The following is a 16,339-nucleotide window of genomic DNA, read 5'->3' as shown; positions in this document are numbered from 1 at the left end:
ACGCAAAAACGCCGACGTCGGGAGATCCGAGCGTCGGCGTGAAACCTGGAGTGAACCAAACTTGCCTTGGGCCGCTACGCGTTAAGGACATGGTCCGATACCAAAGCAATGCAGCCGCAAATGCTTATGCGGCTGTTGAGACATCTGGCGTTGCACTGATTTGAGGAGACGCCAGCTGGTGGCGTTTGCGGAGGAACACGAAGACACGAAGTTGATGCCTCAAGCTCTTTTGGGATCAATGTTTATTGATCTTGTGCTTGTTTGGGTGCAACTCGATTCCTCTCCCCCTCGGCAGGTGCAATTTCAGACGCATTGGCTCTGGTTGTTGCGAGCGAATCGGACGCTGAGTTTCTTAGAACTCTTCTTCGTCGTCTTCGAAATCGTCGAAGTCGTCGTCGTCATCTTCATCGTCGTCTTCGTCGTCGAATTCGTCTTCTTCTTCGAGCTCTTCGTCGTCAAATTCTTCGTCTTCGAATTCTTCGTCTTCAAAGTCCTCGTCTTCGAAGTCTTCATCTTCGAAGTCGTCGTCGTCGAACTCATCATCCTCATCTTCTTCGTCGTCTTCAATGCCTTCTTCGTCACCTTCGATGCCGTCTTCTTCCTCGAAATCGGCGACAACGTTCGGGGCGGATCCTTCTTCCCAGTCGAAGCTTTCCAACTCCCGAGAAGCTTGAACGGAATGTGAAAAGATCGTCATCGTCATGATTAAGTGACCTTCTGTGGCTTGTGCTGCAACGCACCGTTGGGACGACCGTATACCCGTCTGGTTACTTCCAGGGAAATTTTCGGCTGTCAGTGAATTCTTACAATCATGTGTATCGCGGGTCGATACTGGATTGAAAGTGCAATGTCAAGCGGCTTGATTAAGCATCCTGAGGTTCCGGAGTGTCATTCTCAACTGTGACTCTCTTTAGAATGCAGGAAAAAGCCTTTCCGTCAATGTTCGGCAGGCATTTTGGAATGCATGAATCTCATTTTTTGGGAAGGATCGGAATTATTAAAAATTTCGGCCCTGAACATCCCCCTGTCGGTCAGGTCAGAATGGTCAGGGGGTGTTTGAGTCTTGCAAGTAGGTTGCATCACCCGGTAATCTCAACCGTATGAGCTCTAAATTTCCAAAACCGCCGTCAGACGAAAACCTGCAATCCTTGGCTCACGACCTGTTGGGAGTGGATTTGAACTCCCCTGTCGACTTCGGAGAACCATTGGATGTGGATGGATTGGGCCTTGATGATCTGGGGTTTGGTTTGCCTCAGGAAAAAGCCCCAGCGTCACCTCAAGGTGTGACTGAAGCACAGGCTGTTGCTCAGGACGTACCTGATGCAGCCGAAGATCCACTTGCCTGGATCGTTCGCGCAGTGAATTCTCCGATGCGACCAGTTCCGCCTCCGGCTTTGATTGATGACGAGCCTGAGATTGACGACTGGGACGATGATGATTTCGGCGGAGGTCTACTCGACCGCCCAGTCGCGAAAACAAGCCAGCCGGTGGATTTCGCTGACGATGACGACGACTTCGGCGATGATTTCATTGAGGAAGTGGAAGAAGCCGTCATGCAAGTTTCGGCAAAAGGCAATGCGCCTGTCGATTTCGATGATGAAGACGATGACGACGATGAAGATTTGGATGACGTGGTGAATTCCGGTTCATCTGAACGAGCACCGTCGGGCCGGGAAGATTCATACTGGGACGCACTCGATAATTGGGACGGCTGGGAAGAAAAGCCGGCGGCATCGAGAGCAGAAAGTGAATCTTCATCACGTTCTGATCGTGGCCGCGGCCGTGGACGTGGTCGTGGAGACCGCGATCGAGATCGACGCCGTCCGCGTGATCGTGAAGAGACCCGGAGTGAAGTCCGGGAAGAAGCTGTCCAAGAGGAAGTGGTCCGTCCTGAACCTGCTGCTGAAACTCGTGAAGGTCGCGAAGAACGCCCATCACGTGGTCGATCACGCCGCCGACGTGGGACTCGACAGGAGTCAGGGGAACGCGAAGCCGCAGCACCTGAAACAACTCGGCAGGAGTCACGTGAGCCAGCTCAGGAACCACGCCGGGAGAGCCGTCGCCCTCAACGTGGTGCTCGCCCAGTGGCAGCCGAGGAGAGCGTACGCGAGGTCGAACCGGAAAGTCGGGGGCCAGAGGACGAATCTGGAAATCCACCAGAACGCAAGTCACGCGACCGACGTCGTCGCCGCGGTCGCCCAGAGCGCCGTGAAGAGGCTCCACTTGCTGACGAACCAGTGCTGGGAGCGTCAAGCGAGGAGTCTGATGACTTTGGCGGCGGAATCTTCGGAGAGACTGCACCAAAGCGATCTTCGTCTCCGAAGGCTCGACCAGTGGTCGAAGTCTGCGAGTACGAAGAGGAAGATTCATACGAAGAAGACGTCGTAGAAACTGTTGCGGAAGACTCAGATGGGTTCGGTGCTGGTCTGCTCGAGGAGCAACCACGCCGACGCCGTGGCCCGCCTCCATCTCGGAAACGCTCGGAACCTCAACCGAAACCTCAATCTCAGTCTCCTGCGAAGTCTCAATCGCAACCACAGGCGAAGGCTCCAGCAGAGTCCACTCGACCATCATCGGATCAGCCGAGACGTGGACGTCGTGATCAGAGAGAGCGCCGGCCAGTCGACGATGCTCCAGTTTCGGAACGGGTTCGCGAGCTCGATGAGATCGTGGCAGTCGATCCGGAACGCTATGCTGGAATTCCAACCTGGGAACATGCGATTTCCCTGTTGGTCAAGAAGCAGCCGAAGCCGTCCGGAAGTCGTCGCTCAAGCGGCGGGAGTGGTGGACGAGGCGGAGACGATCGTCGCCGTCGCGGTAATGGTCGTGGCAACCGCAGTGGATCTTCTTCTTAGTAGCGATGTGCTTTATTAAGTGAGACCAAGGTGGAGTCTTTCGTCCATACTGACGGTTGAATGAATTCGAAAAGGGTGTTGCCGTTTGTTGCAACACCCTTTTTTTGTGGATTGAACTTCGGTTGGTGCTCGGCATCAGAACCAGAATGGTGATTGATGATTGCCGTACAGAATGTGACCAAGTCGTACCAGAGTTCGGCCGGCCGTGTTGAAGTGCTACGCGGTGTCTCCTGCGAATTCCAGGAAGGGACTTGTTCGTTTATTCTTGGTCCATCCGGGAGCGGTAAAAGCACGCTTCTGTATCTGTTGGGGGCGCTGGATACTCCGACGTCTGGCGAGATTCAGGTCGCGGGAAAGTCGTTGACCACGATGTCGAAGCAGGAACAGAATCGCTTCCGGCAAAAGGACGTCGGGTTTATCTTTCAGAGTTTTAATCTGTTGAAGAATCTGGACGCGCTCCAGAACACTCTGGTCCCTTTCATTCCAGAAGGCTGTCCACCGGAATTAAGGCGACGTGCTGGTGAGTTGTTGGATCGAGTGGGGCTGTCGGGGCGTTGGCATCATCGTCCCAGCCAACTGTCAGGTGGAGAGCAGCAGCGAGTTGCCATCGCGCGGGCGATTCTCAAAAATCCCAGAGTGATTCTGGCAGATGAACCGACAGGAGAACTCGATGGGCAGTCCGGGCAGATTGTGTTTGACCTGTTGCGGGAATTGCAGCGAGAACAGGGAGCAACTGTGGTCACGGTGACGCATGACCATCGCTACCTCCGAGATTCTGATCAGATTCTGCGACTGGAGAATGGATGCGTTCAGTCGAACAGTCTTGCCGGAGTCCGTTGACAGCTGGAATTTTCCTGGATTGTTCATCTGTCGAGTGCAGAGCGTGAAATCGTGGTCAGGAATGTGATCAGCAAGAGAAAATGCTGCAGTTTTGGGAATTTGATACGCTCAGGACGATGACTTCTGTTGCTGGTTCGACGGGGGCGTGACTTGCACGTAACCAATTTAAGTGGAAACGCTTGCATCGGTTTGCGATAAAGTGCACCTTGTCGTGCTTTCAACATTGGGATAGCATTTTGAAGGCAACCTCGGAGTTTCCGAAGGGCAATGCAAGTGCAGCTGAACTTTTTAACCGTTGTTTGATCCGAGGTTTTGAGTCACAACACGGACGTTGTGGGCAGTGGTCTGAGTACTCTGTTGATGCTTGATGAACGACAGGGCGGTGCGGCTTAGCCGGAGTTCGCAAGAGTTCGTCGGGGCGGATGCAGTAAGGAAGGTCCAATCGAACCTGGCCAATCGAATTTTGAATACGAACAGGCGACACGAATGACTTCTATCGACGTGACACGGATCCGGCGGTTCACGGCGGTTGGATTGCTCATACTCGGGCTCTCTACTGCCTATGCACAGCGGCTCTCTTCTGCCGATCCCACAGATCAAGAGACAGCCAAGCTCGTCTCTCGCATGATTCCCAAGTTCCACTTTGGACGAGGGGAAATCGACGACAAAGTCTCCGGCATGCTGCTGGATGGCTTCCTGAAGAGTCTTGATCCTCAGAAACTCTATTTCCTGAAGTCAGATGTCACTTCATTCGAAACACATCGACTGACCCTTGATGACGAAATCAAGGCTGGGGACGTTCGCTTCTGCTATGAAGTGTTCAACCTCTATAAGAAGCGATTGAACGACCAGATGGAAGTTGTCCATAAGCTGGTTGTGGCTGAACATGACTTCACCGTTCAAGAGTCAATTGAAGTTGACGCGAAGAAGCAGGAATGGGCAGCCACTCAGGAAGAGTTGAACGAACGCTGGCGTAAGCGAGTGAAGTATGATCTGCTGCAGTTCATTCTGGATGGGCAGACAATTGCTGAAGCACGCGAGAAGCTCGATAAGCGCTATCGCAATACTCAGCTGATTGTCGATCAGTACAGCCCGGGCGAAGAATTGGAGATCTATCTCACTGTTCTCGCACAGTGCTTCGATCCACACTCAACATACATGTCTCCACATAGCTGGGAAGACTTCGATATCCAGATGCGATTGAGTCTGGACGGGATCGGTGCGGCTTTGCGTGCTGACGATGGATACACAGTCGTGGCCGACATCGTGCCAAGCGGTGCCGCTGCTGAAGAAGGAACGCTGAAACCTGGCGACAAGATCATTGGTGTCGGCCAGGATGCAGCTGGTGAAATCGTCGACATCTACCGCATGAAACTCAGCGATGTTGTGCGTTTGATTCGCGGTCCACGCGGAACCATCGTTCGATTGCAGATTACTCCAGCGAGTGGCGGTGAGCGCAAGGTGATTTCGCTCACTCGTAAAAAGATTGAGTTGAAGGAATCTGAAGTTAAGGGCGAAATTATCAATACCCAGGATCGACTTGGTCGTCCGGGGCGAATTGGTGTGATTAACATCCCGAGCTTCTACCATGATTTCTCCCGTAATCAGGGAAGCGAAGATCTGAAAAGTGCTGCTGTGGATGTCAGCAAAGTGCTGGATCAGTTCGAGAAAGATGGAGGCGTTGACGCCATCGTTGTTGACCTGCGCATGAACGGTGGGGGAGCGCTGACCGAAGCGGTTGCGATCTCTGGCCTCTTCATTGATAAGGGACCAGTCGTTCAGGTGAAAGAACCGAGCGGCTATGTTCAGGCTCTTGAAGATCGTGACCCTGGTGTCAAAACAACCAAGCCACTCGTGGTGTTGAACAACCGCCTGTCCGCTTCAGCTTCAGAGATTTTTGCCGGTGTGATCCGCGACTATAAACGTGGAATCATTGTCGGCGATACGACCACTCACGGAAAAGGAACCGTTCAGAGTCTGATGGACGTTTCGCCTCGCCAGCCGTTCAGCCTGATTAAACAGGGGGATCGCGGCAAGTTGAAACTGACCATTCAGCAGTTCTACCGTGTGAATGGTGACAGCACTCAGAACCTGGGTGTTCGCTCTGACGTTGTGTTGCCATCACTGATCGATCACTGGGACATTGGCGAAAGTTCTATGGACCGCGCCTTGCCATTCGATCGCGTCCCGCCAGTGAAGTACTCGGAAGGGCGTCTGGTCAATCCAGAACTGATTGCTTCAATTCAGAAGTTGAGCGAAGGCCGAATTGCGAACTCGGCAGAGTTCCAGAAGCTGAATCGTTCGATTGCGCGATATCTTGAGAAGAAAGATCGCACTCAGGTGACCCTGAATGAAGAAGAAGCTCGTAAAGAACGGGCGAACGATGAAGTTGCCAAGAAGGAAACCGAAGATCTGGAAGGTGCCGAAGGCAAGACTCAGAAGCCAGGCGATCCAGTGTTTCCAAAACGGTTCTATGAAGATGAAGTGCTGAGTATCACTCTCGATTATCTGGATGCCCTCAGCGGTCGTGTTGCGACATCCAAGTAATCTGAAGTTGCTGATGATTTAAGTAAAGAAGCCTCAGGCGAATTTGTTCGCCTGAGGCTTCTTTCTGTTTCAGGTGCAGTTTTGAATGTGCCGTGATGCGGTCGCGTGATCGATTTGGTCAGGCTGCTCGAACCTTGTGAATTACCCGTTGGATGGATTCTTGTCTTGTCGTTTGCTGAGGCGAATGGCGACAGGAAGCACAACGATGTAGATGATCCAGATGAGAAACTTCCTTTCAGGAGGAACCGTCAGAATTGCGGCAATGAAGGATCCGATGATGAACAGGAAGATCAATGTCCATTTTACGATGTAGCGTCGTTCTTCTGCCGACTTCACGTTCTTGAGGCTCACTGAAAACGCGAAGATGACGAGCCCAATGATAACGGCGAGTACCGTCGCAGCGAGCAGGGTCCAAATGGTCATGTTCTGGTCAATTCGTGTTGGGGTGGTGTCAGGCAGAGCCAGTGCTCAACGAGAGGAGTTTGAACTTCCATGTGATCACATTTCGAATGTGTTTCAATGGAAGAAGAACAGACCAGAAGTGGAGCTTGCCTGGTCACAATGGTCATTGAAACTGCTCAAGCAGAAGTGCTGCTTTTCCGAACGATAACCGGTCTGGGATGAGACGGGTCAAAAAGTGGTGCAGTAAGAAAGCGTCCCCGAGAGGATTCGAACCTCTGACCTTTAGCTCCGGAGGCTAACGCTCTATCCAGCTGAGCTACGGGGACTTCTGGATATTACATCCAGCAACCAGTTTCGGTTGTGGAAGTTGCGTCGAATTATTGCAGGGCGACATCTCAGCGTCCAGTCTTGAGCCATTTGAAGTGTGGTGACCAGTGAGAGTCGGATCGGCTGCGTGCAATCATCTCACAATGCAGCTGGGGACCGCGTTACCAGATACAGGTGCGATGGAATCGCTGCGATTGGAAAATGATGGTTTCTGTCTGTGAATTGACGATTCCAATGTCTGGACGAGCGAACGGACTCCTGCCATAATCTCGCCAGAAATCCGGTCGAGAACGATGCAAGTTTTGGATTGGGTTTCGCTTGCGGGTGTAGCTCATTTGGCAGAGCGCTAGCTTCCCAAGCTGGAGGTAGCCGGTTCGAGCCCGGTCACCCGCTTTGAATAACGACATAACCCCGAAGTTAGAAATGACTTCGGGGTTATTGTGTTATAGGAGGAGTGGTTTTGTTGTGTTGGCTTCAGGTCGTTGATTCAACGGCCGATCAACTCTTCCTGCGCGATTGAACGAGTTCGTGCTTTTCTGCAGCACGAGGGACCGTACAATATTCAATTGTACAGGAGGTTCCGAATTTGTCTTCCGACGACGTTCTCTCGCTCTTTCATCCCGTTGTGCAGGATTGGTTTCGCTCCCGGTTTCAGGGACCGACCGATCCGCAGCTGGCTGGTTGGCCGCATATCGCACGCGGCGAACATACTCTGATTGCCGCTCCCACCGGAAGTGGTAAGACGCTGACTGCGTTTCTCGCGATCATTGACCGCTTGTTCCGACAGTCGGTCGAAGGCGAACTCCGGAGCGAGTTGCAGGTTCTCTATGTCTCGCCCTTGCGGGCTCTGTCCAATGACATGCAGCGGAATCTTTCTGGCCCGTTGGCTGAAATCCAGGAATTCGCAGCGAACGCCGGACTGGATGTCTCTGCAATTCGGGCAGGGTTAAGGACCGGGGATTCGACGCCGTCTCAGCGAACACAACTGGTCAAGAAGCCCCCGCATATTCTGGTGACAACACCGGAGTCGCTGTACCTGCTGCTGACTGCGGAGAAGGGGCGGGACATGTTGCGGTCGGTCCGGACCGTGATTGTCGACGAAATTCATGCACTCGTTCGAGACAAACGGGGGTCGCATCTCGCACTTTCGCTGGAACGACTTGCCGCCTTAACTCAAGCTCCATTGCAGCGCATCGGCCTGTCTGCCACGCAGAAGCCGATCGAACGCATGGCGGAATTTCTGGTCGGGAGTTCTGATGGCGAATTGAGATCCGCTGACGAATCGACATCCTGCGCGATTGTCGATGTGGGGCATGCACGCGATCTGGATCTGGGGATCGAGGTACCTGCAGGAGAGTTGCAGGCGGTTTGCTCGCACGATCAGTGGGCAACGATCAACGAACGTATTGTCGAGTTGATTAACGAGCATCGCAGTACACTCATCTTTGTGAATACTCGGCGTCTGGCGGAACGGCTCACTCACCAGTTGACGCAGTTGCTCGGAGAGAATGCAGTCGGTAGCCATCATGGTTCTCTCTCGAAAGAGATCCGGCTGGATACCGAACAGAAGTTGAAGAACGGAGAATTGAAGGCTGTCGTGGCGACGGCGTCGCTCGAACTGGGGATTGATGTCGGGTACATCGATCTTGTTCTGCAGATCGGGTCTCCAAGATCCATTGCCTCCTTTCTGCAGCGTATCGGACGCTCTGGTCATGCACTGGGGCTCGTGCCGAAAGGGCGGCTTGTTGCCCTGACTCGCGATGAACTCGTTGAGTGCATGGCTTTGATTCGGGCTGTTCAACATCGACGGCTGGATGTGACGCCCATTCCAGAAGCTCCCATTGATATTCTGGCCCAGCAGATTGTTGCTGAAGTCGCGATCGATGAATGGGAAGTCGACGTGCTGTATCGGCGGTTCCGTCGCGCCTGGCCATATCGCAATCTGACTCGTGAAAAGTTTGAGCAGACGTTGATCATGCTCGCAAATGGCCTGACCGAACATGGTGGTCGCGGGGCATCGTTGATTTATTACGACCGCATCAACCATCGGGTGAAAGGTCGACGTGCCGCGAGATTGAAGGCTCTCAGCAACGGGGGAGCGATTGCTGAAGTCGATACCGTTCGCGTCATTCTTGAGGATGAGAATACGGTCGTCGGTAGTGTCGATGAAGAGTTCGGCGTTGAGAGTCAGGCTGGTGATATTTTCCTGTTGGGAAACACTTCATGGCGGATTCGTCGACTTCGAGGAAATGATCTTCTGGTCTCGGATGCTCAAGGGGCGCCTCCAACAATTCCGTTCTGGCGTGGGGAAGCACCCGGCCGAACGACGGAATTGTCGCACGAAGTCTCGTCGCTGCGAGAAGAGATCGAACAACGTCTGATTCGCGCTGATCAATTGATCGAGAAGCAAACAGACTCGTTGGATGAAGCTGCTTCATACGAGAGTGGAGAAGAAGAACGCCCAAAGAAGTGGCAGCCGATCGCCGATTGGTTGCAGACAGAGACGCTTTGCGATGTCGATTCTGCGTGGCAGATCGTGATTTACATGGCGGCGCAACGTGCTGCAATTGGTGTTCTCCCGACACAGCGACGAATTGTCTTCGAACGCTTCTTCGATGAGTCCGGGGGAATGCAAATGGTGGTGCATGCCCCGTTTGGTACTCGTATCAATCGCGGTTGGGGACTGGCGTTTCGAAAGCGATTTTGCAGGTCTTTCGATTTCGAATTGCAGGCGTCAGCGGACGACGATGGATTTCTATTATCACTGGGACCGCAACACAGCTTTCCTTTGGAATCGCTCTTTCCAATGATGCGCACGGACAACGCTCAGAATCTGCTTGAGCAGGCCTTGCTTGTTGTCCCGATGTTTCATTTCCGCTGGCGATGGAATGTGACTCGCTCGCTGTTTGTCTCTCGCATGGAGAATGGAAAGAAGGTTGCCCCGGCGTTACAGCGATTCCGTTCTGAGGACCTGTTGACGGCTGTCTTTCCAAAGTTGACAGGGTGTCAGGAAAACATTGTCGGCGACCACGAGATTCCAGACCATCCACTTGTTCAACAGACCATGGCAGATTGCCTGTCCGAAGCCCTTGATATTGAGGGGCTGACCGAACTATTGGGGAAGATCGAGGCCGGTGAATTTACAATCGTCGGGCGAGATACCAGAGAACCATCTCCGTTTGCGTACGAGTTGCTGAACTCGAATCCGTACGCATTTCTGGATGGAGGGGAAGCACAGGAGCGACGTGCTCGGGCGGTCGCAACGCGGCGATCATTGAACGTCGAAAGTCTTCGTGATCTGGGGCGACTTGATCCCAATGCGATCGAACAGGTTGTTCGTGAAGCCCAGCCTGAGATTCGCGATGCAGACGAACTGCATGACTTACTCGTGGGCCGAATGCTCGTTCCAGTCTGGACGGACGGTAAAGAGAGTCCTCACCCGATTCACTACCGAATGCAACTGGAGACGACTGAGCATCGGGATCTGCTTCATTCGCTTCAGCAGAATGGTCGGGCTGTTGAAGTCGAGTACCTCCCTGGGCGGCGAGGGTGGGCTGCAATTGAATCCTGGCCAGCAGTGTCGGTGCTCTTTCCGGATGCTGTTCTGGATCAGGCAATTGACGTTCCGGAGGAGCTGCAGAAGACTTGGGAAGTAACAGACGCGCTGGTCTCATTATTGCGGGGTTGGATCGAAACCAGTGGGCCGATGAGTGCGGTCCACCTGGAAGAATTACTTGGCCTTCCGGTTCATCGAATCTTTGCGTCTCTGGAAGCGATCGAAGGGGAAGGGCTCGTTTTACGTGGTCGCTTTGCCGCAATCTCACCAGATGTTGCGAGTGAGTCACCGGAGATTGAGTGGTGCCACAGACGGCTTCTTTCGAGAATTCATCGCCTGACGATTTCTGGGTTACGTCAGGAAATTGAAGCCGTCGAACCGGAGGTCTATCTGGAGTTTCTGGCTCGGCATCAAGGAGCATTGCCAGGGTATCGAAAGGCCGAGAGCGATGGCGTTCATGAAGTGATCTCACAACTGCAGGGGCTCGATCTGGGGGCCGGTGCGTGGGAACAAAGTGTTTTACCGCTGAGAGTCGAAAACTATCGGCCGGCTTGGCTCGATGAATTGTGCTTTTCCGGCGACGTTGGATGGGGGCGGTTAGAACCTCAGGCTACAAAGAAGGCGATTGCCGGTCGTCCGATGGCGTCGATCACTCGTGCGATTCCAGTGTCGTTGTTTTTGAGAGGGGATTTTCCATGGTTGGTCGCGCGCTCGACTCCCGCTCAACGTGACGAGTTGTCCCCTACCGCTCAAGATGTGCTGGCATTGCTTGAATCACAAGGGGCCCTCTTCGCGAATGATGTCTGTCAGCGTTTGAAGATGCTTCCCAGTGAATTGGAATACATCCTTGGAGAGCTTGTTTCCGCTGGAATTCTGACTTCGGATGGATTCGCTGGCTTGCGTCAGTTGATCACGAACCCGACAGGAAATGATCGTCCCGGACTGCCGAGACGGTATCAGCGTGTGCGTCGTCAATCTGGAGCACTCGGGAGATGGACGAAGCTTCATGAGCAATCAGATAGCGGAATGTCGACAGGAAATACGCCGACAGAGAAAGCGGTTCCGCAGCCTGAAGAGACGCCTGTCATCTCGAAAGACGAACTGATCGAAGAGTGGGCGTGGCAGTTGATTCGCCGTTGGGGTGTCGTCTTCCGTGATCTTTTGCAGCGGGAGTCTTTGGCACCAGCGTGGTGGGAACTGCTTCGAGTCTATCGACGATTGGAAGCGAGAGGAGAATTACGCGGAGGCCGCTTCATTCGTGGAGTCGGAGGAGAACAGTACGCCACCAGTGACGCGGTTCGAGAGTTGCGAAGCGTTCGGCAAGCGGAAGGGCCAGGCGAGCTCTGCATTATTTCCGCAGCCGACCCATTGAATCTGACAGGGGTGATTGGCCCCGGAAAACGGATTCCTGCAACCGCCACACATCAGATCGCCTATCGACGCGGCAAAATTGTCGGGTGGAAGAAAGCGGAAGACCATTGGATCTCGCCGGATCTGCCTGCGGCCGAACAGCAGCGACTCGCGTTTGATTGGGGCATTCTGCTCAGCGAGTGCGCCGGTCGGTTGATCGCATTGACGCTGACGTCACCAACGAGTCGGACACCGACGAATGTGAATGTGAATGCGACAGCAGAACAGACTGAAGCTCCGTCAGGAAACGAGATCACAACGCCTGAGCAGATTCCTTCTCCTCGCCGACGTCGGAAGCCTGCAACCAGAGGCGGAATTCCGAAGCCGTTTCCATTTTAGGAAGTTGAAACGGCTTCGGTTCGATGACATGTTGAGTCAAACCGCATTATGCGGCGGCAGAATCTGACTGTGGCTTCTTCGGGCCAATTGGCCGGGATTTGTTACCGGCGCGTGCTCGCAGGTCGAACAGCCCGAAGATTTCTCCAGCGGACAGAGACAACGATGCATCTTCGTTATTGCCATCTCCGAGGACGCGTTTGAAGAGTTCACGTTTCTCGCGTAGCACAAGATCGATTCGTTCTTCAATTGTGTTCTTGCAGATCAGACGGCTGACGATCACCTGAGTCTTCACCCCAATACGGTGTGCCCGGTTGATTGCCTGGTCTTCGATCGCCGGATTCCACCAGCGATCGTAAAGGAAGACGTAACCAGCGAATTGCAGGTTCAACCCGACGGCACCGGTTCCGTAGCTCATCAAAATCAGATGGCTCTTTGGATCGTTTTTGAACTGAGTCAAAATCGGTTCGCGTTTCGGAGTTGGGATGCCCCCGTGATAGGTCAGGCACCCGAACTGCTTTGTGCGTTCCTGAAGCCAGTCGAGCGTCTTCGTCCATTGGCTGAAGAGAATTGCTTTTCCGCCGGACGCTGCGATTTCTTCCATATCTGCAACGAGTCGTTCCAGCTTGCAGGATTCGCCGGTCAACGGGTCTGCATTGCAGATTTGCTTCAATCGTAAAACAAGTTCAAAGACGTGTTGAACTGTGATGGAATCGCCCATCGAATTGAGTTGGATGATTCCTTCCTTTTCAGCATAGTCGTAGGCTTGTCGTTGAGCCGGACTCAAATCAATGATCTCGTCGCGGTCAAGACGCGGTGGCATATCTTTCATCACCAGGTCTTTTGTGCGACGGAGAATGAAGTCTTCGCTCAGCTTTGACAGCTGGTTGATGTCTGGCGTTGCATGTTTTGGAATGACACGCATGAATTCGAACAGAGAGATCATCTCTTCTGCGCGATTCTCGATCGGCGTTCCCGTCAGACACAGACTGCGCTTCCGCGGGATGCTGTGAATCGTTGACGCTGTCACCGAACTGCGGTTTTTGATTCGCTGTGCTTCGTCCAGTACGACCATGTCAAACTGGGGATAGTTGTCCGGGTTCATTGCCTGAAAGTCGCGAACAACGGACTCATAGTTGGCAAGCAAGACCATGGACCCAGGCATGTTCCAGATCATCTGACGACGATCGCCGTTGCCTTCAACAGTGGTGACAGGAATCTCTTCTGCCCAGGTTTGGAACTCGCGCTGCCAGTTTGGAATGAGTGGCTTCGGGCAGATCATCAACACGCGACGCACTTTTCCTGCGCGCAACAAGAGTCGTAATGCAGTGATCGTCTGCATCGTTTTGCCGAGTCCCATTTCGTCGGCGAGCAATGCGGAATCTTGTGAAAAGATCCATGCAATCCCTTCGTACTGATAAGGGAATGGCTCGAACGGCATGATCAGTTCCTGCCCGCGGAGCCATGATTCCAATGGCGGCTGGAGCAGGTAGAACAACCGGTCTTCGATTGAGAGTGCATTTGAAGGCGGCTTGATGCGCGTGGCCTTCTTCTCGGCGATGACATCTTCCGCATTTTCTGCTTTTGGTGCAGGCACGAAGATCTGTCGGGTTTCTTCCTCTTCCGGCTTCTTCTTTGGCGGGAGGAATTCCATGCCTGCAGGGAAGTTGACGCCGAATGTCTGGATCTTTGGCCAGAATGGCTTCCAGCGGGGAACGAATCCGGCTCGCTCAAGCAGTCCTTGATTCTGCGTCGAGACTTGAGGCAGACGCTTCAACGCTCCGTTCATACCGGTGACATAGATGTCCGGCTGTCGGAGGTTGCAGTCGAGTGTCGATGTCTCTGGATTGCCAACGAGTTGTGAGGCCAGAGCGACAAAATCGACAGCGTCGCCAGTAGGATTTTCCTGAAGCGGATTTTCCAGTTCAGCTGAGCGATCAGTTTTTGGAAAGAAGAAACTCATGGGCATCCCTGCCTGAAGTTTGTAATCCAATGGGATCAGGCTCTATTTCCCTGACTCGCGTTGACACCGAGTAGAGTCAGAGACGTGTCTTGTTGAATTCATCAGTCGGAATTCAACAAGACAAGGGCCAATTGGATTCGGTTTGAAATCGAACGGGGTGGCGACGTCCATGTCGTTTATCGAGCAACTTGCTCACCCGTCCGTCTCCATTGATTTCATGTGCTGTATGACTGCTTCCCGCGTTTGTGTCGCAGGCAGCCTGACAAGTTGTTTGTTATGCAACTGCACCGGCTCTCAGTGTTTCCTTTAATGCATCCTGAACCCGTTCGAGTGGTTCAAGCATGTCTGCTTCGGCTGGAATTCTTTTCTGTGCGATCGAGATGCGTTCCAGGTCTTCTGTGAACTCACTGTGCATCTGGAAAGACTGTCTGCCCAGCGAAACGCGTAGCTCGTCTGGCAGGTCCTTTTTGTCGCCTGATTCAATCAGACAAATGACAGGGATTTCGATTTGACGTCGAACATCGAGCACAGTGTCTTGAGCGACAATGAGCAATTGTGGCTTCACGCTCAATCGTTCGAACAGTGTCTTCCCGATCAGTTCGGAATAGATGAATGGCTCCAATGTCGGGCCATACAGGATCTGCTGAGTCCGATTGGCACGAACTGGAGTTGTACACTGGAACTCGAGCGGCCGTCCCAGGTGGTTGGTGACTAAAAGTCCGCCAACATAACCCTGTTCGGTCAATGCGACTCGCAAGAATCCGAGATGTAAGCGGTTCTCGTTCACCTGCTGCGTCATGAAAATTCCACCTCAGTACTAGCCGCCCGACGAGTATCCGTCCCCGTCGCACAACCAAACATCGTCAGCAGAGCCAAGTGACTTGAGAATGAACGTCTGATCTGAACTGACAGTGATTTGTCTGCAACGCGTTACTGTATAGAATCTTGCAGCGATTGTTGCGGAAGATTGCGATCAGAGTGGGGCCGATAGTGCGGGTCGTTTCGAATGTTCAGGCGGGCGTGGGTTTGTGCCTCGATTCAAACACATTTACGTCCGAGCACCTTGTGTTCTCGGCGGGGGTGAATAGCGGAGGCAGTGACGTGTGCATGTGATCACTGTCTTAGTTTGTCTAACCAAGACAGGTTCACAATGACGTTCGAAATTACACGCCGATGCGAGTGATTTATGACTTTGTTGCGGTGACGGAAGAGAGGGCTTCTTCCCGCGTTTCAAAATGGGGCCACAGGCGGAGAAGGCTCATGTTGCTGAGCACCTGCAGCATTTGCGGATTGGCACAACAGAAGTTCCCGGTCCCTCTGCGAGTTTTGATCTCACGGAGCATCGAGACGAGTGCACCGATAAATTCGGACCCGAAGTATTCCATGCTGTTCAGGTCAATCAGCAGTTGGCGAACGCCAGGTTTACTGACCTGTGCTCGAATGACATTGGCTTCCAGATGCAGGTCCTGATAGCGGAATGAGCTTCCTTCCCCTCTGGGGGTGACGATGATCGCTTCACCAATGGTTTCAACGTTGAAGATTTTTAGATGTTGCATGTATTGCCGCTCCCGTACAGATCGACGGTTCCTCGGTAAAACGGTGCTGGGCGTGACCTTCGCCGACAGCTGTACTGGCCCATGCAGTGGAAGAACTTCACTTCACCTGATTTCACTGGCGTTTTGAAGTGATGAAATCTCCACGTTGTTGAATCTCATTCCGATCTTGATGTTGCTTCTGGTCAACACCTTGCCGGAGGTTCACTCACTCGGGATCTCAGGATCGCCCCAAAATACCAAGTGAAAGGCTCTCTGTTTAAGTACGTAAACGCGAACGAACAAGGACGCAAATTTCCAATCGTTTCGACGAATTCTACAGATTCAGAGAGCCGCAGATCGGTACTCGAAATCGTTCGTACAACCGCTGTTCCGTGGAACGCGATTGATGGTAACCAGACTAATGAGTTAAGATTGATTCGTGAAGTTGATTGTCCTTCACTGGACCTGATCCACTGAATTCCAGTCAGGCAATAACGGTCATACCGACGGTTTTCGAGCTTGTGGCGAGTCCTGAACGATTAGCACGTTTTTGGGCCGAAGTCTCAGG

At 53.0% G+C, this 16,339-nt stretch carries 9 protein-coding genes and 2 tRNA genes; 5 read left to right on the top strand and 6 right to left on the bottom strand.

Annotation, left to right across the window (positions count from 1 at the left end):
• Positions 1-352 precede the first annotated feature (352 nt).
• Positions 353-703, bottom strand: a complete 351-nt coding sequence (locus SH527x_RS11335; RefSeq protein ID WP_437190794.1) for a hypothetical protein — start codon at positions 701-703, stop codon at positions 353-355.
• Between the two features lie 397 nt (positions 704-1,100).
• Between SH527x_RS11335 and SH527x_RS11330 the strand changes: the two genes are divergently transcribed.
• From SH527x_RS11330 to SH527x_RS11320, 3 genes are all read left to right on the top strand, one after another.
• A complete protein-coding gene (locus tag SH527x_RS11330) occupies positions 1,101-2,855 on the top strand; it encodes a hypothetical protein (protein WP_437190793.1) in 1,755 nt (584 codons plus the stop codon).
• A gap of 156 nt (positions 2,856-3,011) precedes the next feature.
• On the top strand, positions 3,012-3,695 hold the full coding sequence (locus SH527x_RS11325) for an ABC transporter ATP-binding protein (RefSeq protein WP_437190792.1): 684 nt from the start codon (positions 3,012-3,014) through the stop codon (positions 3,693-3,695).
• Between the two features lie 486 nt (positions 3,696-4,181).
• Complete coding sequence (locus SH527x_RS11320) at positions 4,182-6,242, top strand: carboxy terminal-processing peptidase (protein WP_437190791.1); 2,061 nt, start codon at positions 4,182-4,184, stop codon at positions 6,240-6,242.
• 141 nt (positions 6,243-6,383) lie between these two features.
• Here the strand turns inward: SH527x_RS11320 and SH527x_RS11315 are convergent, their stop codons facing one another.
• Together SH527x_RS11315 and SH527x_RS11310 are read right to left on the bottom strand one after the other, a co-directional pair.
• A complete protein-coding gene (locus SH527x_RS11315) occupies positions 6,384-6,665 on the bottom strand; it encodes a hypothetical protein (protein WP_437190790.1) in 282 nt (93 codons plus the stop codon).
• A gap of 231 nt (positions 6,666-6,896) precedes the next feature.
• Positions 6,897-6,970 (bottom strand) — tRNA-Arg (locus SH527x_RS11310).
• A 321-nt stretch (positions 6,971-7,291) separates the two neighbouring features.
• Here SH527x_RS11310 and SH527x_RS11305 point away from each other — a divergent pair.
• Together SH527x_RS11305 and SH527x_RS11300 are read left to right on the top strand one after the other, a co-directional pair.
• Positions 7,292-7,364, top strand: a tRNA-Gly gene (locus SH527x_RS11305).
• Between the two features lie 193 nt (positions 7,365-7,557).
• Entirely contained in the window at positions 7,558-12,276 is a 4,719-nt protein-coding gene (locus tag SH527x_RS11300; protein WP_437190789.1) for a DEAD/DEAH box helicase, read from the top strand.
• Positions 12,277-12,322: 46 nt separating this feature from the next.
• Here the strand turns inward: SH527x_RS11300 and SH527x_RS11295 are convergent, their stop codons facing one another.
• The 3 genes from SH527x_RS11295 to SH527x_RS11285 form a co-directional block, all read right to left on the bottom strand.
• Positions 12,323-14,236 (bottom strand): DEAD/DEAH box helicase, encoded by a 1,914-nt coding sequence (locus SH527x_RS11295; protein WP_437190788.1) that lies wholly within the window; start codon positions 14,234-14,236, stop codon positions 12,323-12,325.
• Positions 14,237-14,510: 274 nt separating this feature from the next.
• The gene (locus SH527x_RS11290) at positions 14,511-15,035 is read right to left on the bottom strand and encodes a hypothetical protein (protein WP_437190787.1); all 525 of its coding nucleotides are present in this window, start codon (positions 15,033-15,035) and stop codon (positions 14,511-14,513) included.
• A 385-nt stretch (positions 15,036-15,420) separates the two neighbouring features.
• Positions 15,421-15,792: an STAS domain-containing protein gene (locus tag SH527x_RS11285; protein WP_437190786.1), complete on the bottom strand. Its 372-nt coding sequence runs from the start codon at positions 15,790-15,792 to the stop codon at positions 15,421-15,423.
• Between the last annotated feature and the right edge of the window lie 547 nt (positions 15,793-16,339).

This window comes from Planctomicrobium limosum, assembly GCF_051465645.1.
In the GTDB taxonomy this organism is placed as follows: Bacteria; Planctomycetota; Planctomycetia; order Planctomycetales; family Planctomycetaceae; genus Planctomicrobium.
Note: the sequence above shows the minus strand (reverse complement) of the source record. Positions and strands in the feature narration are given on the sequence as shown.